Origin of the sequence: Mesorhizobium sp. M1182 (assembly GCF_040318335.1) — a bacterium.
Taxonomy (GTDB): Bacteria; Pseudomonadota; Alphaproteobacteria; order Rhizobiales; family Rhizobiaceae; genus Mesorhizobium.
Genome location: NZ_JAMYMD010000007.1, coordinates 57,039 through 79,466, shown reverse-complemented (window position 1 = coordinate 79,466; position 22,428 = coordinate 57,039). Strand labels below are relative to the sequence as shown.

Sequence of the window (22,428 nt, the reverse complement as noted above, 5' to 3'; positions counted from 1 at the left end):
TGACGCCATGCCGCACAATCACGACCACGACAACGAGCTTGATCCCTTTGCGGCGCGGGTGCGCGCGCTGGAGACGATTCTCACCCGCAAAGGCCTGATCGATCCGGCGGCGATCGATGTTATCGTCGACACCTATGAGACTAAGATCGGGCCGCGCAACGGCGCAAAGGTGGTGGCGAAGGCTTGGGTTGATCCCGGGTTTGCCGCATGGCTGAAGCGTGATGCGACGGCGGCAATCGAATCGCTCGGCTACACCGGCCGGCAAGGCGAGCACATGCAGGCGGTGTTCAACACGGCCGACACGCACAACCTCGTCGTCTGCACGCTATGCTCCTGCTATCCGTGGTCGGTGCTCGGCCTGCCGCCGGTCTGGTACAAGGCGCCGCCCTACCGTTCGCGCGCAGTGATCGATCCGCGCGGCGTGCTCGAGGAATTCGGTCTGACCTTGCCGGCGAGGACGACAATCCGGGTGTGGGATTCGACCGCCGAGCTGCGCTATCTGGTGGTGCCGATGCGCCCCCGGGGTACGGAGGGCTGGGATGAGGCAAGGCTCGCCGATCTGGTGACGCGCGATGCCATGATCGGCACGGCGTTGGTGCGGGAACCGGCATGAACGGGCCGCAGGATCTCGGCGGCCAGATGGGTTTCGGGCCGGTCGCGCCCGAACCTGACGAACCCTATTTCCATGCCGATTGGGAAAGGCGGGCGCTGGGCGTGACGTTGTGCGCCGGCGCCATGGGCGCCTGGACCATCGACGAGAGCCGGCACGCGCGGGAATCGCTGCATCCAGCGGATTATTATGCCTCCAGCTACTACCAGATATGGATCAAGGCGCTGGAGGTGCTGCTCAAACGCCATGGTTTCGTCAGCGACGGGGACCTGACTACGGGCGACGCAGTCGACCCGGCAGCGACACCCAAACGGGTGCTGAAGGCTAAGGACGTTCCGGCGGTGCTGGCCAAGGGCGGGCACTGCGATCGGCCTGTCGCCGCGCCTGCGCGGTTCAAGGCGGGCGACCCCGTGCGAACCAAGAACTTTCATCCGACCGGCCACACCAGACTGCCGCGCTATGCACGCGGCAAGCGAGGCGTCGTCGAGGCTGTGCGCGACGGCTTTGTCTTTCCCGACACCAATGCGCACGGCCAGGGCGAAAACCCGCAATGGGTCTATACGGTGGCCTTCACCGGCGGCGAAATCTGGGGCGAGGGCGCCGATCCGACACTTCTCGTGTCGATCGACGCCTGGGAGAGCTACCTTGAGCCGGCGTGAGACGGGCTCAGTTGCCGCCATGCTGCCCGCCGGTGTCGAGGCGCCTGTGTTTGCCGAGCCGTGGCAAGCAGAGGCCTTTGCCATGACGGTAGCACTGCACGACAACGGGCTGTTTTCGTGGAGCGAATGGGCGGATGCTTTGTCGGCAGAGGTGAAGCGGCCGGGCGCCGCGCGCGACGGTCACGATTACTACGAGCACTGGCTGGCAGCGCTGGAAAAGCTGCTTTTGGCCAAGGGCGTTTCCGGAAAGCGCGACGTCGATGCGCTCGCCGCTGCCTGGGAACGCGCCGCGCACGCAACGCCGCATGGCAAGCCGATCCAGCTGGAGAACGATCCACAGCGGGCCGGGTAAGCTGCGGCCGCCCGGCCTTGTTCTCTTTACGTTCCTGTTCGTCACTGATAGCCTGACCCTGTCGCAGCGGCGTGATTGCCGGCGATGAAAACTTGCCGGTGACGGCAGTCACCTTGTCTTTCCCTCGCGAATCCGGTCTGTCGCGCTGATGGAATTCTCTCCTCAACAAGACGAGGCGCTGAAGGCGGTGGCCGGCTGGCTGAAAGCCGGCAAGCCGCAGCTGTTCCGGCTGTTCGGCTATGCCGGCACCGGTAAGACGACGCTGGCGCGCTATTTCGCCGAGCATGTCGACGGCCAGGTGCAGTTCGCCGCGTTTACGGGTAAGGCGGCGCAGGTGCTGCGTTCCAAGGGCGCGGTCAATGCCCGCACCATCCATTCGCTGATCTACCGGCCGAAGGGCGAGGAATCGGTAGCGGACGAGGTGACCGGCAAGACATCGATGTCGCCGACATTTTCGCTCAACCGGCAGAGCCCGATCTCGCGGGCCAAGCTCGTCGTCATCGACGAATGCTCAATGGTCGACGAGCAACTCGGCCGTGACCTGATGAGCTTCGGCACGCCGATCCTGGTGCTCGGCGATCCCGGCCAGTTGCCGCCAATCTCCGGCGGCGGCTTCTTCACCGACCATGAGCCGGACATTCTGCTCACCGAAATCCATCGCCAGGCGCGAGACAACCCGATCATCCGGCTTGCGCTTGACGTGCGCGAGGGCCGCGAGTTCATGCGCGGCGACTATGGCGCGGCGCAGGTGATCGGCAAGGAAGACGTCACCCAGGAATTGGTGCTGAAAGCGGACCAGGTGCTGGTCGGCACCAACCGCACGCGCCGCCGTTACAACCAGCGGCTGCGCGAACTGAAGGGGTTCAACGCCGATTATCCGCAAGCCGGCGACAAGCTGGTCTGTCTGCGCAACGATCCGGCCAAGGGACTGCTCAACGGCTCGTTGTGGAAGGTGATGACCTCGTCGCGCGAGACGGTCAAGCCCGGCATCAATCTGCTGGTTTCGCCGGAGGAAGACGACCCGGATCGCGGCGTCGCCAAGATCAAGCTGCTCAAGGCGGCATTCGAAGATCCGGACGCCGACATTCCCTGGCAGCAGAAGAAACGTTTCGACGATTTCGACTATGGCTATGCACTGACCGTGCACAAGGCGCAGGGCTCGCAGTGGAACGAGATCGTGCTTTTCGACGAAAGCTGGGCGTTCAAGGAAACCCGGCAGCGTTGGCTCTATACCGCTATCACGCGCGCGGCCGAACGGCTGACGATCGTCCGATAGGGCGGTCGTATCAGCGCTGGGCGATTGGGTTGGCGCCAAGCCATTCCCAGGCGGCGGCCTCGTCCTCGGCCTCGAAATGCCGGAGTTCGATAGGCAAAGAGGCAGGTAAAAAGGCTCTTGCCTCCGGTATCCAGTTCGGCTCACCGATCGCCGCGCAGCGGCCGATATGCTCCACGGCATGAGCTATGCCCTGTTCGATCGTCTCGTCCGATACGTCGGCCCAGTCGACACCCTCATGGTCGATCAGGCGCACCAGCACGTCGATCTTCGGATGCAGCGCATAGGCCGCCTCCAGCAATCCGAACAGGTTTTCGGCGTCAGCCGCTGCGACATGGCCGACGACATCGATGGCGAAAAGATCTTCGCGATCGGTATCGATGCGGCGAACCGCCGGCACAGCCTCGAGAAAATTCAACAGGGAACTCCTTGCGCTCGATTTTCTTCGCACACCTTGGAACACCTGAAACCCTCTGTCTGTTCCCGTTAAAGGCGGTATAGATGCGCGCCAAGATCAGCCTGGAGCCGTGCAAATGCCTGCAAAGCTTTCCGTCAACCTCAACGCCATCGCCATGCTGCGCAACCGGCGCGACCTGCCGTGGCCAAGCGTGACCGGGCTCGGACGCATCGCCCTTGCCGCCGGCGCGCATGGGCTGACGGTGCACCCGCGACCCGACGAGCGGCACACCAGGCATTCCGATCTGCCTGAGATCAGGGCGCTGATCGACGACGAGTTCCCGAATGCGGAATTCAACATCGAGGGCTATCCGACCGAGGAGTTCCTGGCGCTTGTGGAAAAGCATCAGCCCGAGCAGGTGACGCTGGTGCCCGACGACCCGGCGCAGGCGACTTCCGACCATGGCTGGAACTTCGCCGCCGAGGCTGCGTTTCTGACACCGGTTGTCAAGCGCCTGAAGAAGGGAGGCTTTCGCGTATCGCTGTTTTCCGATCCGGATCCCGCTGCCGTGAAAGCCGCTCGCGACACCGGCGCCGACCGGATCGAACTCTATACGGGTCCATATGGCAGCTATCATTCCGATTCGGCAAAAGCGGCGAAGGAATTGGAGAAATTGGGAAAGACGGCGGATGCCGCATTGGCCGCAGGGCTCCAGGTCAATGCCGGGCACGACCTTGTGGTGAGCAATTTGCCGGCGCTGGCCAGGCGCATCCCGGCATTGGCCGAAGTGTCGATCGGACATGGGTTGACAGCCGATGCGTTGGAGTATGGCATGGCCGCAACGGTCAGGCGGTTTCTGAAGGCTTGTGGCTGGTAGGAAAGGCGAGCCGATAGGCCATGCGTTCCCGGCACGGCAGCGCGTCCTTTCCATCCCGCAGCATAGAGCGCCGCACGTCTATGGGAGTGTCGTCCATGGCCCTTGCCCACGCTGGTAGCGAGGCAGAACCCATCGAACAATCCAGCCACTCCAAGGCCGAGCAGCACAGCACCAGAGTTTTGATGCTGGGCGCGTTGGGCGTGGTTTACGGCGATATCGGCACGAGCCCAATCTACGCGTTTCGGGAAGCGCTGCACGCATCGTCGGGACCGGTAGCGCGCAACGATGTTCTCGGCGTGCTGTCGCTTATCGTCTGGGCGCTGACGATCATCGTCACGATAAAGTACGTCGCTTTCGTGCTCAGAGCCGACAACAAGGGTGAGGGCGGCACGCTGTCGCTGATGGCGCTTGCGCGCAACGCTTATCCAAAGGGAGCCCGGTTCATTCTGGGGATCGGACTTTGCGGCGCGGCGCTGTTTTTCGGCGACGCCATCATAACGCCGGCCATCTCCGTGCTTTCGGCGGTCGAGGGCCTGGAAGTGGTGACCCCGACGCTGGAAACTTATGTTGTTCCGATCACGCTGATCATCCTGGCAATGCTTTTTGCCGTGCAACGCTTTGGCACCGGCAGGGTGGCGGCCGTGTTCGGACCGGTGACGGCAGCGTGGTTCCTGGCGATCGGCGCCGCCGGGGTCTACCATCTGCTGGACGACCCGTCGGTCCTGCTGGCGATCAATCCCTATTACGCCGTCGCTTATCTGGCCAATACGCCCACCGGTGCGTTCGTCACGGTCGGGGCGGTGTTCCTGGCGGTCACCGGGGCCGAAGCCCTTTATGTCGATCTCGGCCATTTCGGCCGCAGGCCGATCGTGCTGGCGTGGTTCTCCGTGGTGTTCCCTTGTCTGCTCCTCAACTATTTCGGACAAGGCGCGTTCGTTCTGGCCAACGGCGGCAAACCCACCAATCCATTCTTCCAGATGCTGCCGGATTGGGCGCTAATGCCCATGGTTGGGCTGGCCACGGCAGCGACGGTGATCGCCAGTCAGGCGGTGATCTCCGGCGCTTTCTCGCTGACGCGGCAGGCGGTGCAGCTCAATCTGCTGCCACGTATCGAGGTGCAGCATACTTCCGAGATGCAATCCGGCCAGATCTACATGCCGCGGGTCAATCTGGTGGTCGCACTCGGCGTGATGCTGCTGGTGGTCGGCTTTGGCAGTTCGAGTTCGCTGGCTTCCGCCTATGGCATTTCGGTGACTGGCGAAATGCTGATGACAACCATCCTGTTGTTTGTGGTGATGCGGTTCCGGTGGAAATGGCAGCTTGCACTGGCAGCCGCGCTCACACTGCTGTTCGGCACGATCGATACTGGATTTTTCCTCGCAAACGTCGTCAAGATCCTCGAAGGCGGGTGGGTGTCGATCACGGTCGCCTGCGGCATGGGGCTGATCATGTCCACATGGATACGCGGCACCCGCTATTTGTTCGACAAGACGCGCCGGAACGAGATCCCGCTGGATTTCCTCGCCGGCAATCTGCTGAAGAAGAAGCCGCATCTGGTGTCGGGCACCGCGGTGTTCCTGACGAGCGATCCGCTGAGCGCGCCGACCGCGCTGATGCACAGCCTGAAGCACTACAAGGTGCTGCACGAGCAGAACGTCATCCTTTCGGTGGTGACGGCACCGCAGCCGGTTGTGCCCGACAGCGAGCGCGTCAAGATGGAAATGGTCAACGAGCTGTTCATGCGGGTGACGCTGACCTTCGGCTACATGGAGCAGCCCAACATCCCGCGTGCGCTGGCGATCTGCCGCAAACAGGGCTGGAAGTTCGACATCATGACGACGTCCTTCTTCCTGTCGCGGCGCTCTCTCAAGGCCTCGCCCAATTCCGGCATGCCGGTCTGGCAGGACAAGCTGTTCATCGGGCTGGCGCGCTCGGCGGCCGATGCAACGGAATATTTCCAGATCCCGACCGGACGCGTCGTCGAGATCGGGACGCAGGTGGCTATTTAAAAACGTGTCCGTTGCGACATTCCAGGTGGTCTGCCGATCGGACTGAGTCTGCCAAGTCGTGGAGGGCTCGCAATATCGGGACGGAGCCATTACGTGACGGCACTTGATATTGCAGCGCAGCAAGCGTAGAGCACCGCCCGCTTACCGGAGTGTCGTCCATGGCCCTTACCAATGCTGGTAACGAGGCAGAACCTGTCGAACAATCCAGCCATTCTGAGGTCGAGCAGCACAGCACCAAGGTGCTGATGCTGGGCGCGCTCGGCGTGGTTTACGGCGATATCGGTACCAGCCCGATCTATGCATTTCGCGAGGCGTTGCACGCATCGGCCGGTGGCAACGTCGCCAACCGTGGCGACATCCTCGGTGTGTTGTCGCTGATCATCTGGTCGCTGACGATCACCGTCACCATCAAATACATCATGTTCGTGCTCCGCGCCGACAATCGAGGCGAGGGCGGGGTGCTGTCGCTGATGGCGCTGGCGCGCAACAGCTTCCCGACGCGCTCTGCGGTGATCCTCGGCATCGGCATCGTCGGCGCGGCGCTTTTTTTCGGCGACGCAGTCATCACGCCGGCGATCTCGGTGCTATCGGCGGTCGAAGGTATGAACGTCGTCACGCCGACATTCCAGCCCTATGTGGTGCCACTGACACTGGCCATCTTGGCGATCCTGTTTGCGGTACAGCGATTCGGCACCGGCGGCGTAGGTTTGGTGTTCGGGCCAGTCACCGCGCTGTGGTTCCTGGCCATCGGCCTTTCCGGCATTAACCACATCATCGCCGATCCGGAAATCCTGCTGGCGATCAGCCCGCATTACATCGTGTCGTTCCTGGTCAACTCGCCCGATGTCGCCTTCGTCACGGTTGGTGCGGTCTTCCTCGCCGTCACCGGCGCCGAGGCGCTCTATGCCGACCTCGGCCATTTCGGCCGCAAGCCGATCGTACTCGCCTGGCTGGCAATCGTGTTTCCTTGTCTGTTGCTCAACTATGTCGGGCAAGGCGCCTTCGTGCTGGCAAATGGCGGCGTTGTCGGTCATCCATTCTTCGAGATGAACCAGGGCTGGACGCTTATTCCGATGGTCGTGCTGGCGACGGCGGCGACCGTCATCGCCAGCCAGGCGGTGATCTCCGGCGCTTTTTCGCTGACCAGACAGGCGGTGCAGCTCAATATGCTGCCGCGTTTCGTTATCCAGCATACGTCGGAAAAACAGTCGGGCCAGATCTATCTGCCGCGCATCAACCTGATGCTGGCGCTGGTGGTGATGTTGCTGGTGGTCGGCTTCGGCGAATCCAGCCGCCTGGCCTCGGCCTACGGCATTTCGGTGACCGGCAACATGCTGGTGACGAATGTGCTGCTTTTTGTTGTGATGACGCGCATCTGGAAATGGCCGCTCGGCGTCGCGATCGCCTTGATGGCCGTGTTCGCCTTCGTCGATACCGGCTTCTTTGCCGCCAACATAGTCAAGGTGTTTGAAGGTGGCTGGGCATCGCTTGCCATCGCCGCAGTTATCGTGATGACTATGTGGACCTGGATCCGCGGCAGCCGCTATTTGTTCGACAAGACGCGCCGGAACGAGATCCCGCTGGATTTCCTCGCCGGCAATCTGCTGAAGAAGAAGCCGCATCTGGTGTCGGGCACCGCGGTGTTCCTGACCAGCGACCCGCTGAGCGCGCCGACGGCGCTGATGCACAGCCTCAAGCACTACAAGGTGCTGCACGAGCAGAACGTCATCCTTTCGGTGGTGACGGCACCGCAGCCTGTCGTGCCCGACAGCGAGCGCGTCAAGATGGAAATGGTCAACGAGCTGTTCATGCGGGTGACGCTGACCTTCGGCTATATGGAGCAGCCCAACATCCCGCGTGCGCTGGCGATCTGCCGCAAACAGGGCTGGAAGTTCGACATCATGACGACGTCCTTCTTCCTGTCGCGGCGCTCTCTCAAGGCCTCGCCCAATTCCGGCATGCCGGTCTGGCAGGACAAGCTGTTCATCGGGCTGGCGCGCACGGCGGCCGATGCGACGGAATATTTCCAGATCCCGACCGGACGCGTCGTCGAGATCGGAACGCAGGTGGCTATCTAAATAAATGGCCGTGCCCTTCGAAGGGCACGGCCATTTGTCAGGCTCAGCTCACCAGAGCCGCCTTATTTGCTTCAAGAAATTGCTTCAGCGGCCGCGGCTTCCTGCCGGACAGCGTCTCGATCTCGTCCGTCACCATGCTGATGCGGCCGGAACGTGTGTTGGTGTCGAACGAAACGATGACCGGGGCGAAACCTTCGGGGACGCCGGCTGCCTTCAATCCCCCGGTCAGCGCTTCGTCCGAAAGCTGGACGACCTCGATCGGCTTGCCGGTAACTTCGGTGACGAGGGCCGCGATTTCAGCCACCGTATAGGCCTGCGGACCCGTCAGCGTGTATGTCTTGCTTTCGGTTGCCCCCGATGCGAGACAGGCGGCGATCGCCGCGGCTATGTCGTCGCGTGCGCCATGGGCAATGCGGCCGTCTCCAGCGGATGTGTACCAGTGCCCCGAGGCGATGGCGTGCGGCAGCGCCATGAACAGGTTCTCCTGATACCAGCCGTTGCGGAAGATGGTGTAGGGGATACCGCTCGCCTTGATCGCCTGCTCGGTGCCGTGGTGATCAGGCGCAAACAGTACCGGCGATCCTGGCTCCGGACTGGGCATCGACGTGTAGAGCAGATGCGAAACGCCGGCGCTTTTTGCGGCGGCGACCGCAGCCTCATGTTGCTTCAGGCGCTTGCCCGGAACGGCGAGCTCGTTTGTCGAAATGATCAGAACCCTGTCCGCGCCGGTAAATGCACTGGCCAACGACGTGGCGTCGTCGAAGTCGACTGCCCGGATGGTGACGCCTCGGGCTGCCAGATCGGCCAGATTTTCCGGGTTGCGGGTGGCGGCGATGATGCGCTGAGGGGAGACCTTGAGCGTGTCAAGCAGATGATTAATGACGCCGCGGCCAAGCTGGCCGGAGGCGCCGGTGACGAGAAGGGTGTCGGTCATGAGATGTCCTGACGTTGCGCCGGAGCGGCGGGTGCATATGTTAGTCTCAAAAAGAGACCAGCACTAAAATAGGAATTGACCCATCCTCGTAAAGAAGGCAGTTTTGCGGGAGGTAGGCACACCCAGGGAACCAGCCATGGACGGCAAGATCGTCAATCTGAGATCGAAGCTCGAGATATACAAAGCAGGCAGCGGTGGCGGAAACCTTGCGGATTGCCCGGTTCGCGACGTGATCCAGGGCATAAGCAATAAATGGAGTTCACTGTTGATGGAGGCCTTGGCCGAGAAGCCGTACCGCTTCGGCGAATTGCGGCGGCTGGTGCCCGATATTTCACAGCGGATGCTCACCCAGACGCTGCACGATCTGCAGCGCGACGGCTATGTGCATCGCCAGGTGTTTCCGACCAAACCGCCGAGCGTCGAATACAGCCTCACCGATCTCGGGCGCTCGATGTTTGGACCCTTGCATCAGCTGATCCAATGGGCCGAGCTCAATCACGGCGCTGTACGCGAGGCGCGGAAGGTTTTCGATGCTGCCGAAGGCTGAGCCTCCAGGCCGAGACGGCGGCTTGATTTAGCGGCGGTGCTGAAGGATTGTCCGGCCTGGGTTGGGGCGGGCAGATGGGCAATTCTCTGGACATCGCGATTGCCGGCGCCGGGCCGGCTGGACTTGCCGCCGCGCTCTATCTCACGCGCGCCGGACATAGGGTCACCATCTTCGAGCGCTTCAACCAGCCACAACCGGTCGGGTCCGGGCTGATCCTGCAGCCGACCGGGCTGACGGTGCTTGCCGATCTCGGCCTGCTCGATGACATTCTGGCGCTGGGCAGCCGCATAGACCGCCTGCATGGTGCAGATGCCAAGACCGGCCGCACAGTGCTCGACGTCCGCTACGATGCCCGGAGTGGCGGCCGCTTCGGGCTGGCGGTGCACCGCGCGGCTCTGTTCGGCGTGCTTTTCCGCGCCGCCCGGCGCCAGGCGCTCACCATTGAGACAGGTATCGAGCTCGAGACGCTGGAAACCGGCGAGCGGGCAACATTGATCTGCGGCAACGGACAACGGATAGGGTCGTTCGACCTGGTAGTGGATGCCAGCGGTTCGCGCTCCAAACTGCGGCGGTGCGTGAACAATCCGGGCGAACCGCGATCGCTCGCCTATGGCGCGTTCTGGGCATCGCTTGGCTGGCGCGGCGAGGGTTTCGACGAGCACGCGCTGCTGCAGCGCTACGACAGCGCGAGCGTGATGATCGGCGTGCTGCCAATCGGCCGGCCCGAGCCGGATGCCCAGAAGATGGCGGCATTCTTCTGGAGCCTCAAGCCGGCGGATGCCGAGCGCGTCTGGGCGGCAGGTCTCGATGCATGGAAGGCGAGATTGGCCGGGCTGTGGCCTGAATGCGCGGCCTTCATCGACCAGATCGACAGTTTCGAGCAGCTCTCGCTGGCGCGCTATGGCCATCACACGATGAAGACGCCAGCCGGACGGCGATTGGCCGTTATCGGCGACGCGGCCCATTCGACAAGCCCGCAGCTCGGGCAGGGCGCGAACATGGCGCTGCTCGATGCAGCCGCGCTCAACTACGCGCTCATAGGAACGGACCGTATCGATACTGCGCTGGGGGCCTATGTCCGGGCGCGGCGATGGCATGTGCGGGTCTTCCAGGCGCTGTCGCTGGTGCTGACGCCGTTTTATCAGTCGGATTCGATTGTGATGCCGTTCGTCCGCGACAGGCTGGTGGCGACGCTGGCAAAAGTCCCGCCGGCGCCGCAGTTTCTTGCTTCCATGGTTACAGGAACGGTGCTCAATCCATTCAAGCCGATAGGGCTTGCGGAAGCGCTGTGGCCGGATCGTTTTGGCGGATGATTTCCGAAAGGTGCGAACCCTTAGCCTGCAAGAATGCATGGAGGCGTTGCGGATAATCGGGAGCGACCGCGCCCTTCACTGATGGGCGTTTGCGCAACGCCTCGCGCCACACCTGGACATGCGGCTTTCCGTCCAGGATGCCGAAATCGCCGATCCGGTCGAAGACGTCGAAATAGCGAAAAATCGGGCCGTAGACCGCGTCGACCAGTGAGAAGCGCTCGCCGTCGAAGCATGGCCCAGCCGCGCCGTTCGCCAGTTCCACTTCCAGGCGATCGAACATTGCCGATAGCGCCTCGCTTTCAGCGAGCAACGCGGCTTCCGTAGGCGCTGAATAGAAGCGGCCGATGCCGCTCAGGATTGCTGAGCCGAATTCGATCCAAGCGCGATGCCGGGCACGGGCATAGGGGTCGGTGGGATGCAGCGGATTGGGCTGGGTTTCCTCGAGGAATTCGAGGATGACGAGCGATTCGAAGATCACCGTTTCCTGGCCGTCATGCTCAACGCGGAGCAGCGGCACCTTGCCGAGCGGCGATATCGCCTTGAACCAGGCAGGCTTGTTGGCGAGATCGACCGTGATGCGCTCGAATGGAACGTCCTTTTCGCGAAGTGAAATCGCCGCGCGCTGCACATAGGGACAAAGATGGTGGCTGACGAGGATGAGCTTGTCGGTCATCTCACTCTCCCCAGACATAGTTCAATGCGCCGTCCTCGACGCGGGTGGAGAGGAACATCAGGCGGGAGCCCTTCGGCGTCGGGCCTTCGAGGCGATCACCGTTAGCCATGTCGAACGAGGCGCCGTGCCACTGGCAGACGAGCTTCCCGTCCTTGCAGTCGAGCGGGCCACCGAAATGCAGGCAGACGTTGGCGGCGGCGCGGATACGCTCGCCGCTGCGGTAGACATGGACCTCGCGGCCGAAAAACGGAGCGATGAGGCTGCCTGTTTCCGGAATGTCGGCGATCTTGCAGATTTCATGCTTCATCGGAATTGCCTCTCGTGATTGATGCAATTGCATCTATATAGATGCATTTGCATCGATCGTCAAGCTTGATGCAATTGCATCTATCGCCTACGATGCAATCATGACCGGGATTCCTTCACCTCCAGCCATCAAGGCCTGGGCTCGCCTGATGCGGGTTTCGCGCCAGTTGTTGGAAAGAGCCGAGGACGCGCTGAAGGACAGTGGCCTGCCGCCGCTTGCCTGGTACGACGTCCTGCACGAGCTTGCCGAGGCGGGCGAGGGCGGATTGCGGCCGTTCCAACTCACCGAGCGCACCCTGTTTGCGCAGTACAACATCTCCCGGCTGCTGGCGCGGCTCGAAGCCGACGGGCAGGTCGAGAAGCTTCCAGTTGCCGATGACGGCCGCGGGCAAACAGTCCGCGTCACAGACAAGGGACGCGAGACGCGCCGCCGCATGTGGGCTGTCTACGGCCGGTCGATCGCGGAGTTGGTCGGCTCCCGGCTTTCCAATGTTGAGCTGGACGCGCTGTCAGCTCTGCTTGGGCGCCTGCGAGATCCGCCCGCCCTGGAGTGACACGCCTTCATGACGAAGATGGCGACCGATTGGCGAGGTCAGGCACTGCCCAAGAGGAATGCCAACGTCGCCAGAACGCCAAGCCCGACGCGGACCAGATGCAGATTGCCCCATTTGGCGATCAATGTCCGAGCTTCAGGATTGACGGAGTTCGCGTCCATCGCCTCCAGCAACCTGTTTGCCGGCATCATCACCAGCAGCGTCCATGGCCAAGGCAGGATGATCAGCACGGCGCCAGCCAGATAAGCGAGATTGCCAGTCAGCCACCACGCGACGAGGCCAAGAAAACAGGCGATGACGGCAATCGAGGCCTGCATGGCGGCGCCGCGCTCGTAGGAAGGCTGCCATTCCTGCAGCAATGCTTTGTCCTCGAGGCGAAGCCGCGCCGGCTGTTCGGCGACGCTGACGTAGATAGCCGCACCCGCGAACACTGCGGTAACGGTCAACGCAAGCAATCCGGCGAGCATGATCAGTGTCTCCCGTGATGCCCCGCATGGAGCAAGCTACAGAAATAAAGGCTTGCGTCGGGTCGGGCAATACGCCATAAAGCCGAACCGTAACGTACGGTACGCCATCGAGCTCGTATCTGAACTGCGGTGAGTTTGCCTCCTGAGGAAAAACTGTGTTGCACGCTGTGACCGACATCGAAACCAGCGAGGCGCTGACGGAGCGGCAGAAGGACGTGCTCGACGCCGCCCTTCGCCTGCTGGTCGAAGAGGGCGATCAGTTGACCATGACCGCCGTGGCGCGGCGGGCGAGCTGCTCGAAGGAGACGCTCTACAAATGGTTCGGCGATCGCGACGGGCTGTTGACGGCAACGGTACAATGGCAGGCGTCTAAGGTGCGGGTAGTGCCGGTCGACCGCAAGGGGCTCGACCTCCCTTCGCTGACGGCGAGCCTCGAACGCTTCGCTTCGGACTGGCTCAAGGTAATTTCGAGCGACACCTCGATCGCGCTGAACAGGGTGGCGGTCGGCCATGCTAGTTCGGGGAAGGACGATCTCGGCGCCATCGTGCTGGAGAACGGCCGCTTCGCACTGGCCCGGCGCCTTAAACCGGTGCTGGAGGCAGGCAAGGAAGCTGGTTTCCTCGAGTTTTCCGACGCGGAGACGGCGTTCCGCACCTTTTTCGGGCTGGTCGCCCGCGACGTGCAGATCCGCCTGCTGCTTGGCGACCGGCTGGAATTGACTGATGCGGCGATCGGCGGCGATGCCGTCCGGGCGACGCAGCAGTTTCTCGCTCTTTACGGGGCAAAAACCGGGCCGCAAGGCCTCTGAATTCAAAACGGGAAGGAACAAAAATGCGTGTCTATTACGATCGCGATGCCGATCTCAACCTGATCAAGGGCAAGAAGGTCGCCATCATCGGCTATGGCAGCCAGGGCAGGGCGCATGCGCTCAACCTTAAGGATTCCGGCGTCAAGGACATCGCCATCGGCCTCAAGGCCGGCTCGGCGACCGCCAAGAAGGTCGAGGCCGACGGGCTCAAGGTGATGAGCGTAGCCGATGCCGCCAAGTGGGCCGACCTGATGATGATGGCCACGCCGGACGAGCTGCAGGCCGACATCTACAAATCCGAGATCGCGCCGAACATCCGCGATGGCGCAGCGATTGCCTTTGCCCACGGCCTCAACGTGCATTTTGGCCTGATCGAGCCCAAAGCTTCGGTTGACGTCGTGATGATCGCGCCGAAGGGGCCTGGCCATACGGTGCGCGGCGAATACCAGAAGGGCGGTGGTGTGCCGTGCCTGGTCGCGGTCAACCAGGACGCTTCGGGCAATGCGCTCGACCTGGCGCTCTCCTATGCCTGCGGCGTTGGCGGCGGCCGCTCGGGTATTATCGAGACCAATTTCCGCGAGGAGTGCGAGACCGACCTGTTCGGCGAGCAGGTGGTGCTGTGCGGCGGCCTAGTCGAATTGATCCGCGCCGGCTTCGAGACACTGGTGGAAGCCGGCTACGCGCCGGAAATGGCCTATTTCGAGTGCCTGCACGAGGTCAAATTGATCGTCGACCTGATCTATGAAGGCGGCATTGCCAACATGAACTACTCGATCTCGAACACCGCCGAATGGGGCGAATATGTCTCGGGCCCGCGCATCATCACCGCCGAGACCAAGGCCGAGATGAAGCGCGTGCTGAAGGATATCCAGACCGGCAAGTTCACCTCGGAATGGATGCAGGAATACCGCGCCGGCATGTCGCGCTTCAAGGGCATCCGCCGCAACAACGACAGCCACCAGATCGAGGAAGTCGGCGCCAAGCTGCGCGCGATGATGCCGTGGATTTCGAAGAACAAGCTGGTTGATAAGGCCAAGAACTGAAGGACACCCACGTTCGTTTCGTTACCCGTCCTCGGGCTTCGCCCTGCGGGCGCGTGGGAATTTCCATGAACAAGCTGGTCGACAAGGCCAAGAACTGATCGCAATTTCATTGCCGATCAAGAAAGGCCGGCGGAGCGATCCGCCGGCCTTTTCGCATCAAGATCGTGTGGTTTCCAGGCTTCTGGACAGGCGCATTATCCTCATCACCGTGATATGCCTGTGCGGGGCATGGCGCAAAAGTGCCAAGGGGGTGAGAGTTGGAACTCAAATTTCTGTTGGTCGGGTTTGCCTGCGCGGTTGCCGGCATGCTCTCCCTCGTCACCTTGCTGAAGTGGTGGGAGGTGAGGGCGGTCAGCCGCTGGTCTCCGACGCCGGGAAAGATCATCTCGTCGCAGGTCGAGGCTCGCGAGGTGACCAGTTCGGGATCCGGTTCGGACAGCAGAGGGTCGACCGAAATCCGCAACTTCCCGGCAATCACCTTCGAATACAAGGTGAACGGCAAGACATTTCGCAGTTCGCACTACAGCGTGCAGGAGAACCTTGGAAACTTTGCAGTGGCGGAAACCCTTGCGAAATTTCCAAACGGGGCCGGCGTAACCGTCTTCTACAATCCGGCCGATCCAGCCAAGGCGGTGATCGAACGCACCATGCCCGACGGCTCCTTCAAGTTCATGGTCCAGCTTTCGTCCGGGCTGGTGGTCGGCGCGCTTGTATTGGTCTTCTCCGTCGGCGGCCTCCTCGAAGCGATCCGGCCGTTTTTGCCCAGGCCGCAGAACCTCGGCGCCGCTGCCCTGCTGCTTTTCATGGGATTGTTTGTGCTGCGCATGGGCTTTGCCCAGAAGTCACTTGCGGAACAGGCGGCCAAATGGCCGATCACGGCAGGACGCATCGATGCTTCGGGCCTGCAGAAATTCGAGACCCGCGACAGGTCCGGAGGCAGCTATCGGCCCTGGCGGACAGTCTTCAAATCCCGCGTCGTCTACAGCTATAGCGTCGCCGGCCAGCGCTACGCCGCCGATCGCATCGCGTTCGGCGCAAACGTGACGGCTTCGCTGCCGAGCCTCGTCAGCGGTCGATCGCAGCGCTACCTCCAGGGCGACAAGGTCGAGGTCCACTACGATCCCGACAACCCAGTTGCAGCGGTACTCGAATGCAGGGTTAGCGGGCTTTGGCTCCTGTGGGGCTGCGCAGTTGGCCTCCTCGGTGGAGCCGCGCTGCTGGTAGGCGTCATCTGAAGCTGCTGTCCTAGGCTGCATATCCAGCGGAAAAAGATGCCTGTCTTCAGCATCTGACAAGAACTCCGCTGTCGAAGCCAGGCCATGTCAATCTCACCGTCGCCCCGTCGACCACAATATGGATGACACGGGAGAACGGCTCTTCGGCCGACGGGTCGGATCCGTAGCATTGGCTGGCCCGAGCCACCCAGCCCGTAGGCGTCTTGAGAAACGATGCGTGTTCGCAGCCGAGAGCAGGGACCGACAGCGCGTCGCGGTACAATGTGTAGACAGTCTGGCGTTGAACATCCGCAACGGCGGTACAGTTCGATCTGTCCCCGGACCATGTGCCCACATAGGGTTCCGTGGCAAAGGCGCTGCCGCACGTAAATGTTAAGATCGAAATGAGCATCAAGAGATTTCGCATCATCGATTCTTTCTTTTCGACGCGGCCTTGGGCCATGTTAAAGCATCGATGCTCAGGCTTCACAATGATGCTGCTCCAAGGGACTTAAATGATCATCCGCAAAGCAGCAGCTATTTTTCTGAGCATGCTGAGCCTGTTGCAAGCAGCGAACGCAACAGAATGTTCGCTCAGCCATGCGACCTATCGCGAGCCGCGTTCGGGAGCGACGATACAGTTCCGGCCAACCAACAACGAGCTGGCCGCGCTAACGACCGAGGTCTTTTCGTTGATCGTGCCCAATACCGACATTCGTCTGCCGTCGGACATTACCTGGACCAATGGCAAGTACTCCTTTCCTGTGGGCACTATCCGGCACACCTGCACCGACGACGATCGTGAGGCTGGTCTCGAGGACGGCACCGGGCTGTGCAGAGTGTGGGATGGGCAGGTCTATGCGTTCAATGCAGGCGGTGCCGAGCAGTTGAATTCCCGCGAAGCCTCGCCGGCACCGGCAGGGTTGCTGTTGCCTGACTTCGGCGCGATTTTTACCGAATGGCCCGATTTCGCCAAAGCCAATCCCGACGGTTCAGCCTGGGACGCCTTTAGTTTGACGGGTTGTAGCGATGAATAGCAAGAGACCGCCGGCCTGCATGTTCGCCCTGCCGGTCCTTATGGCCATGGCAACCGGCGCTCGTGCCGACCAAAGCAAGCCGTCGCGTCCGCCTGTCGACAAATGCGCTTGGGAACGGCTGGCGGACAAGGATGTCGGGCTGGCTGCCTGGGTGCAGCGCTGCGATTTCGGTTTTCGCCGGATTCATTTCGAGCTTGGCGGCAATGCTCTTGCCATCGAATACAGCGACGGCGGGCCGGCCGATCCCGTCGTCGAAGTCTTCGATATGCTGCCTGGCGAGGCCGCCGATGCTGCGTTGCAGCGCATTTTTACTCAGAAGACCGAGAAAGCCATCAGCACACGTTGCGTGCTCATGCCTTACACCGAAGGGCCGACGCCCGCGCGCATCCTCCGGTATGTTTTCAGTCCCGATGCCGCCTATCGTGAGGAATTGAAGACCGTCGCCAACCCTGACGAGGTCGGCGAACCGCCTTGTGGCGAATGGGGCGAAGCCCCGGACGGCATTCAGTATTTCGAGGTGCAATCACCCGAACTGCGAAAGCTTCTATTCGTTCGCGTCGGCCAGGATGAGCCGCTGTTTGACGAGCAGACACTGCGAGTCCTGCCACCCGGATAGCGCCGGGATCTCAGCCGTAGTGCCAACTGGGCTTTGGTTCGGTACCGGTGAACATCACGCCGATACGATCTTCGCGGCGCCAGCGGACCACGGCCTTGTAGGCAATGCCGTCGGTCGGAACATAGAGCAGGAACTCATCGGGCACGCGCGCGTCGATCGAGACCTTCAATTCGGCGCCGCCGGCGTGCATGTTGCGCAGCGTGCATGTGACCTCGGAATTGCTCACGCCGGTCAGGATCGTCGCGCCCTTCAAGACGCGCTGCCGGTGTTTGTCCCTCTGTTCGTCCTCGGCCATCGCACGCAATCCAGCCATTTTTCGCGTCTCGGGCGTTCTGATCGGGAGGATTATTAGACCTGCCTGATAAAAATAGCGTTATCAGCAGTCGGGACTGGGCGATGTTCGCGGTTCCTGGCTGGAAGAAAAAGGCGCCGCGAAGCACGGCGCCGAATGATGCTTGTTGTCGGCCTGCTTACCTATAGGGCGAGTAGCATTGCTGGCGCGGCCCGTAATAGGGCTGGAAGGTGTTGTCCCAGGCGCGGTACGACCGGTAGCGATTGTAACACCATTGGACATGTGCACTGGAAAGCCGCCCTGCGCGATAATAGCGGCGCGGTGGCGGCGCGTCGTAGTAGTTGTAGCTGTTGTACAGGCTGCCAAGGCCGAGGCCCAGGCCCAAGCCAAGAATCGCGGCACCCGCACCATCATCATAGTAGCCGCCGCGGTAATGGCGGCGATGGTGGCGCCAGCGCCAGCTGTCGTCCCAGCCGCCATTGTCCCAGTGTCTCGAAAAATGACGGCCGCGGAAATTGTGGGACCGCCATCTCCAATCGTCGCCGCCGTGCCATTGCCGAAAGCCGCGATTGCGCCAACGCCAGATCTGCCTGTCATTGCCGCCTGCCCAATCTTCACGAATTTGCACGATGTCGGCAGCGTTGCCCGCCACCGGCAGCAGGGGTTTGGGTATCGGCCCGGCAAGCGACGGGGCCGAGAGGCTGGCGATCAGACCGAGGGCCATCAGCCCGGATCTGACGGAAGATAAAAAGAGCGGTTTCATCGCACTCTCCGAAATTCAGGCCCCACGCCCAGAAACCTCGGGGAAGAGCCTATTGATGGAACTTTCCATCTGAACGGAAGATGAACAAAAAGGTTCCGTCAACCATGGCGAGCGCGCGATCAATCAGAGCCTCCTGGTTTCTGCGCCCTTGTTTTCGGGCGCGCTTGCGGGCAAAGCTCAAAGCCATGTCGCTGCGCCTTGCCACCTTCAACGTCGAAAACCTGATGAACAGGTTTGATTATTCCGGATACCGCAATCAGCTCAACGAAGATCGCACACTGGCGCTTTTCGACATCCAGAGCGAGGCCGAATACAAGATGCTCGAGCAGGCGCGGGCGATCGCGCAGTCCGACGACACGCGCCAGTTGACGGCGCTGGCGATCGCGGCCACCCGCGCCGACATCATCTGCATGCAGGAGGTCGACAATATCGAGGCGCTGAAGGCCTTCGAATATGGCTATCTCTTCAAGATGGTGGGGCAAGGCTATCGGCAGAAATACACCACCGCCGGCAATGATTCGCGCGGCATCGACGTCGCCGTGATGATGCGCAACGAGACCGCGCAGGGCCAGCCAATCGAATTCGTGCGCATGACTAGCTACGCCTATGTCACGTTCGAGCAATTCGGCCTGCACACGGCGGAATTGGCAGCGCTTGGTCACCAGGCCAATGAACGCATCTTCCGACGCGACTGCCTGGAAATCGATCTGACGGTCGCTGGCGCGCCGTTGACGCTGTATCTCGTGCATTTCAAGTCGATGGGCTCGCCCCGTAACGGCCTCGACGGCCGCGAGGCGACAATGCCGCTGCGCATCGCCGAGGCGCAAGCGGTGCGCCGGATCATCGAGGAGCGCTTCGGCAAGGATAATGCCGCCGACAAGCGCTGGGCAATCTGCGGCGACATGAACGACTACCGGCAGCGCGTGAAGATCACTGGCGATGTTTTCGACGGCCATCGCTTCGAGGTGATCGACGAGACCCGGTCCTGCATCGACGTGCTCACTGCCGGCGGTTTTTGCGAAAACGCGGTCGAGCGGCGGCCGGAAATGGACCGCTGGACTTTCTATCACACGCGCGGACCGGAAGAGCGGCATCTCTGCCAGCTCGACTACATCCTTTTATCGAGGGCGCTAGCCAGGCAGAACGCCACCGCCGTTCCCGATATCATCCGTAGCGGACAGCCTTGGCGCACCATATTTCCGGCGGGCCAGGAGGTCGAGCGCTTCCCACGCGCCGGGTGGGACCGGCCGAAAGCATCCGACCATTGCCCAGTAGCAATTGCCCTCGACATGGTGTGAGACAGGCGTGAGTTTCGATTTGCCGCGCAACGTCATCCTGCCGGTCGATGCCATCGACGTCAGGCTCGATTCCGGCCCGCATCCGTTCGAGCGCGATCATGCCGACGCGATCGCGGCGAACTGGCGGCGTGAGACCGCGGCCAAGCCGGCGCTTTTCGACGGCACCGTGGTGCTGCTTTCCGCTCTCAGCTATCGCGACAATCGCCTAGTCGGCCGTTGCCATGCGGTGCGTTATTCGACCTTCATGCTTTGGCGCAGCAATCGACAGGTGCCTGGCGCCGAACATGCCTACGCGCACGCCATGCTGGTCGCCGGCGACAACGCGTTGGTGGCGATCCGTATGGCACCGCATACGGTCAATGCCGGGCGCGTCTACTTCGCCGCCGGTTCGTTCGAGCCAACCGATTTCCGCGACGGCATTGTTGACGTCGACTTCAACATGATCCGCGAGGTACTGGAGGAAACCGGGCTCGATCTATCAGGTGCGACACGCGGCAGGCGCCATTACGCCCTGTCGACGGCAACCGGCACGGTGATCTTTCGCCGCTACCGCGAGACGGCCTCCGCCGACGACCTCGCACAGCGGATCAGTGCATTCGTCGCCGCCGAATCAGAGCCTGAAATCGAAGGCCCTGTAATCATCCGCAATGCCGCCGATCTGCCGGACGGGCTGATGCCGCATATGAGACCGCTGATCGAATGGCACTTTGCGAGCGAGCAAGGTTTCCAACTCTAACGTCGTAGCCTACCTTCAATAGCCTTGCGGTCGTTGCGGGCGGCAACAAAATACAACAGCACGCCGAGACCCAGGAGCGCCCCCATCGCTGTTCCCATCGTCTGCCCAATCACCTGCTGGAAGTCAGCGGTGACGCGATCGGGATTCTCCATCCCATAAAGGATCAAATTCCACCAAAGCCCTGCCAAGGCGGCTTCGACGATCACAATCGCCAGAGCCAGTCGCGCTTTCTTGCTCATCCATTGTTCCCCCCTTAGTCCCCAACAGCATTGTTATCATTGCAGAATGTGCTGCGACAAGGGCAGGTTGCATAAAAAATTGGCAGCGTCTGAAGGCGACACTTGCTGCAATGCCTATTCATGCCTCAGCGCGTCGATCGGGTTAAGCCGCGCGCCGCGCAGCGCCGGGAAGAAGCCGAACATCATGCCGATCAGCGCGGAAAAGCCGACAGCAAGCAGGATGACCGCCGGGCTTGGCGCAAACGGGATCGTCAGCGTCAGCGAGGCGAGGCCGGCAAGGGCCAGGCCGATCAGGATGCCGATGATGCCGCCAAGCAGCGACAGCACGGTTGCCTCGACCAGGAACTGGATGAGGATGTGCTTTTCGTGGGCGCCGATGGCGAGCCTGATGCCGATCTCGCGCGTGCGCTCGGTTACCGACACCAGCATGATGTTCATAATGCCGATGCCGCCGACGAGCAGGCTGACGCCGGCGACGGCACCGAGCATGCCAGTCATGGTGGTGGTCGCGCTGGCCATGGCATCGGCGATCTGGGTCATGTCGCGGATCGAGAAATCATCGTCGCGGTCGGGCGTGATGCGGCGTGTGTCGCGCAAGATGTCCTCGACGCGCTGCTGCAGCACCGTGGTTGGCGTACGGTCGTCGGCGGCGACATAGATCGAATCGATGTCGCGATTGCCGGCAATGCGACGCTGATAGGCGGCGAGCGGCATCAGCACGACATTGTCCTGGTCCTGGCCGAAACCGGTATAGCCCTTCGGTTCGAGCAAGCCGATGATCTTGCAGGAAGTGCGGTTGACGCGGATGATCTCGCCTTCAGGGTCGCCGGCGCCGAAGAACTGCTGGCGCACCGTCTCACCGATGAGGCAGACGCCGGTGCCCGAGCGGGTTTCCGAATCGCTGAACGGGCGGCCCAAAACCAGCTTCCAGTCGCGGGCATCGAGATAGGCGCTGTCGGTTCCGGTGACGCCCGAGGTCAGGCTTTCGGTGCCGAAAATGACGCGCACCTGCTTTTGCGACGCCGGCGAGATGGCGCGCGAGCCGTCCAGATGCGCGGCAAGCGCGGTGAGATCCTTGTAGGCAAGAGGTCGGACGACCTGATCGAGCCCTCCAGGTCCGCCAGGCCCGGCCGGACGGCCGGAACGGATGACGAGCAGATTGCTGCCGAGCTTGGAAATGTCGGATTTGACCTTCTCGGTGGTGCCCGAGCCGATGGTCAGCATGGCGATGACGGCGGCGACGCCGATGACGATGCCGAGCAGCGTCAGGAACGAGCGCAGCACGTTGCGGCGGATGGAGCGGAGCGAGAGGCGAACGGTTTCCCAGATCAT

General features: G+C 62.0%; 27 protein-coding genes. 17 read left to right on the top strand and 10 right to left on the bottom strand.

Features of this window, described 5'->3' with window-relative positions; genetic code table 11:
* Window positions 1-7 precede the first annotated feature (7 nt).
* The 4 genes from nthA (at window position 8) to NKH33_RS11210 (ending at window position 2,897) form a co-directional block, all read left to right on the top strand.
* Window positions 8-613 (top strand): nitrile hydratase subunit alpha, encoded by a 606-nt coding sequence (nthA, locus tag NKH33_RS11225; protein WP_352501008.1) that lies wholly within the window; start codon window positions 8-10, stop codon window positions 611-613.
* Window positions 610-1,269, top strand: a complete 660-nt coding sequence (nthB, locus tag NKH33_RS11220; protein ID WP_352919479.1) for a nitrile hydratase subunit beta — start codon at window positions 610-612, stop codon at window positions 1,267-1,269. Before nthA ends, nthB begins: the two co-directional genes overlap by 4 nt.
* 19 nt (window positions 1,270-1,288) lie before the next feature.
* The gene (locus tag NKH33_RS11215; RefSeq protein WP_352919605.1) at window positions 1,289-1,621 is read left to right on the top strand and encodes a nitrile hydratase accessory protein; all 333 of its coding nucleotides are present in this window, start codon (window positions 1,289-1,291) and stop codon (window positions 1,619-1,621) included.
* A 148-nt stretch (window positions 1,622-1,769) separates the two neighbouring features.
* Window positions 1,770-2,897: an ATP-dependent DNA helicase gene (locus NKH33_RS11210; protein WP_023720791.1), complete on the top strand. Its 1,128-nt coding sequence runs from the start codon at window positions 1,770-1,772 to the stop codon at window positions 2,895-2,897.
* A gap of 10 nt (window positions 2,898-2,907) precedes the next feature.
* Here NKH33_RS11210 and NKH33_RS11205 read toward each other — a convergent pair whose 3' ends face one another.
* Complete coding sequence (locus NKH33_RS11205; protein WP_352456501.1) at window positions 2,908-3,312, bottom strand: SpoIIAA family protein; 405 nt, start codon at window positions 3,310-3,312, stop codon at window positions 2,908-2,910.
* Window positions 3,313-3,427: 115 nt separating this feature from the next.
* On the opposite strand from NKH33_RS11205, the gene NKH33_RS11200 reads away from it, so the two are divergent.
* The 3 genes from NKH33_RS11200 to NKH33_RS11190 all read left to right on the top strand — a co-directional run bounded on the left by NKH33_RS11200 (window position 3,428) and on the right by NKH33_RS11190 (window position 8,255).
* On the top strand, window positions 3,428-4,168 hold the full coding sequence (locus NKH33_RS11200) for a pyridoxine 5'-phosphate synthase (protein WP_352681724.1): 741 nt from the start codon (window positions 3,428-3,430) through the stop codon (window positions 4,166-4,168).
* Window positions 4,169-4,263: 95 nt separating this feature from the next.
* Entirely contained in the window at window positions 4,264-6,177 is a 1,914-nt protein-coding gene (locus NKH33_RS11195; protein ID WP_352539580.1) for a potassium transporter Kup, read from the top strand.
* Window positions 6,178-6,335: 158 nt separating this feature from the next.
* Window positions 6,336-8,255 carry a potassium transporter Kup gene (locus NKH33_RS11190; protein ID WP_352450049.1) on the top strand — a complete coding sequence of 640 codons (1,920 nt, stop codon included), beginning with the start codon at window positions 6,336-6,338 and terminating at the stop codon, window positions 8,253-8,255.
* A 43-nt stretch (window positions 8,256-8,298) separates the two neighbouring features.
* Here NKH33_RS11190 and NKH33_RS11185 read toward each other — a convergent pair whose 3' ends face one another.
* A complete protein-coding gene (locus NKH33_RS11185) occupies window positions 8,299-9,189 on the bottom strand; it encodes an SDR family oxidoreductase (protein ID WP_352815358.1) in 891 nt (296 codons plus the stop codon).
* Window positions 9,190-9,325: 136 nt separating this feature from the next.
* Between NKH33_RS11185 and NKH33_RS11180 the strand changes: the two genes are divergently transcribed.
* Window positions 9,326-9,736, top strand: a complete 411-nt coding sequence (locus NKH33_RS11180) for a winged helix-turn-helix transcriptional regulator (protein ID WP_352466906.1) — start codon at window positions 9,326-9,328, stop codon at window positions 9,734-9,736.
* Between the two features lie 74 nt (window positions 9,737-9,810).
* The gene (locus tag NKH33_RS11175; protein ID WP_352815356.1) at window positions 9,811-11,049 is read left to right on the top strand and encodes an FAD-dependent oxidoreductase; all 1,239 of its coding nucleotides are present in this window, start codon (window positions 9,811-9,813) and stop codon (window positions 11,047-11,049) included.
* Here NKH33_RS11175 and NKH33_RS11170 read toward each other — a convergent pair.
* Window positions 10,997-11,722, bottom strand: a complete 726-nt coding sequence (locus tag NKH33_RS11170; protein ID WP_352919474.1) for a glutathione S-transferase family protein — start codon at window positions 11,720-11,722, stop codon at window positions 10,997-10,999. The genes NKH33_RS11175 and NKH33_RS11170 overlap by 53 nt on opposite strands.
* A gap of 1 nt (window position 11,723) precedes the next feature.
* Complete coding sequence (locus tag NKH33_RS11165; RefSeq protein ID WP_352681719.1) at window positions 11,724-12,029, bottom strand: Rieske (2Fe-2S) protein; 306 nt, start codon at window positions 12,027-12,029, stop codon at window positions 11,724-11,726.
* A gap of 100 nt (window positions 12,030-12,129) precedes the next feature.
* Between NKH33_RS11165 and NKH33_RS11160 the strand changes: the two genes are divergently transcribed.
* Window positions 12,130-12,582, top strand: a complete 453-nt coding sequence (locus NKH33_RS11160; protein WP_352470199.1) for a MarR family winged helix-turn-helix transcriptional regulator — start codon at window positions 12,130-12,132, stop codon at window positions 12,580-12,582.
* Between the two features lie 38 nt (window positions 12,583-12,620).
* Here NKH33_RS11160 and NKH33_RS11155 read toward each other — a convergent pair whose 3' ends face one another.
* Window positions 12,621-13,049: an anthrone oxygenase family protein gene (locus NKH33_RS11155; RefSeq protein WP_352919470.1), complete on the bottom strand. Its 429-nt coding sequence runs from the start codon at window positions 13,047-13,049 to the stop codon at window positions 12,621-12,623.
* A gap of 155 nt (window positions 13,050-13,204) precedes the next feature.
* On the opposite strand from NKH33_RS11155, the gene NKH33_RS11150 reads away from it, so the two are divergent.
* The 5 genes from NKH33_RS11150 to NKH33_RS11130 all read left to right on the top strand — a co-directional run bounded on the left by NKH33_RS11150 (window position 13,205) and on the right by NKH33_RS11130 (window position 17,768).
* Window positions 13,205-13,858, top strand: a complete 654-nt coding sequence (locus tag NKH33_RS11150) for a TetR/AcrR family transcriptional regulator (protein WP_352539587.1) — start codon at window positions 13,205-13,207, stop codon at window positions 13,856-13,858.
* Between the two features lie 23 nt (window positions 13,859-13,881).
* Entirely contained in the window at window positions 13,882-14,901 is a 1,020-nt protein-coding gene (gene ilvC / locus NKH33_RS11145; protein WP_023676662.1) for a ketol-acid reductoisomerase, read from the top strand.
* Between the two features lie 257 nt (window positions 14,902-15,158).
* Window positions 15,159-16,136, top strand: a complete 978-nt coding sequence (locus tag NKH33_RS11140) for a DUF3592 domain-containing protein (RefSeq protein ID WP_352820460.1) — start codon at window positions 15,159-15,161, stop codon at window positions 16,134-16,136.
* Between the two features lie 494 nt (window positions 16,137-16,630).
* A complete protein-coding gene (locus tag NKH33_RS11135; RefSeq protein ID WP_352470203.1) occupies window positions 16,631-17,152 on the top strand; it encodes a hypothetical protein in 522 nt (173 codons plus the stop codon).
* Window positions 17,145-17,768, top strand: coding sequence for a hypothetical protein (locus NKH33_RS11130; RefSeq protein WP_352681713.1), 624 nt, complete (start codon window positions 17,145-17,147; stop codon window positions 17,766-17,768). Before NKH33_RS11135 ends, NKH33_RS11130 begins: the two co-directional genes overlap by 8 nt.
* Window positions 17,769-17,778: 10 nt before the next feature.
* Here NKH33_RS11130 and NKH33_RS11125 read toward each other — a convergent pair whose 3' ends face one another.
* From NKH33_RS11125 to NKH33_RS11115, 3 genes are all read right to left on the bottom strand, one after another.
* Window positions 17,779-18,063, bottom strand: a complete 285-nt coding sequence (locus NKH33_RS11125) for a PilZ domain-containing protein (RefSeq protein WP_352470452.1) — start codon at window positions 18,061-18,063, stop codon at window positions 17,779-17,781.
* Between the two features lie 175 nt (window positions 18,064-18,238).
* The gene (locus NKH33_RS11120; RefSeq protein WP_352768897.1) at window positions 18,239-18,823 is read right to left on the bottom strand and encodes a BA14K family protein; all 585 of its coding nucleotides are present in this window, start codon (window positions 18,821-18,823) and stop codon (window positions 18,239-18,241) included.
* A gap of 49 nt (window positions 18,824-18,872) precedes the next feature.
* The gene (locus NKH33_RS11115) at window positions 18,873-19,010 is read right to left on the bottom strand and encodes a hypothetical protein (RefSeq protein ID WP_352768894.1); all 138 of its coding nucleotides are present in this window, start codon (window positions 19,008-19,010) and stop codon (window positions 18,873-18,875) included.
* Here NKH33_RS11115 and NKH33_RS11110 point away from each other — a divergent pair.
* Both NKH33_RS11110 and NKH33_RS11105 read left to right on the top strand, forming a co-directional pair.
* Window positions 19,009-20,121, top strand: a complete 1,113-nt coding sequence (locus tag NKH33_RS11110; protein WP_352768891.1) for an endonuclease/exonuclease/phosphatase family protein — start codon at window positions 19,009-19,011, stop codon at window positions 20,119-20,121. The two genes, NKH33_RS11115 and NKH33_RS11110, sit on opposite strands and share 2 nt — an antisense overlap.
* A 7-nt stretch (window positions 20,122-20,128) precedes the next feature.
* Entirely contained in the window at window positions 20,129-20,857 is a 729-nt protein-coding gene (locus NKH33_RS11105) for a hypothetical protein (RefSeq protein WP_352539593.1), read from the top strand.
* On the opposite strand, the gene NKH33_RS11100 is transcribed toward NKH33_RS11105, so the two are convergent.
* A complete protein-coding gene (locus NKH33_RS11100; RefSeq protein ID WP_023720771.1) occupies window positions 20,854-21,096 on the bottom strand; it encodes a hypothetical protein in 243 nt (80 codons plus the stop codon). The two genes, NKH33_RS11105 and NKH33_RS11100, sit on opposite strands and share 4 nt — an antisense overlap.
* Window positions 21,097-21,210: 114 nt before the next feature.
* On the bottom strand, window positions 21,211-22,428 hold the full coding sequence (locus NKH33_RS11095) for an ABC transporter permease (RefSeq protein ID WP_352919464.1): 1,218 nt from the start codon (window positions 22,426-22,428) through the stop codon (window positions 21,211-21,213).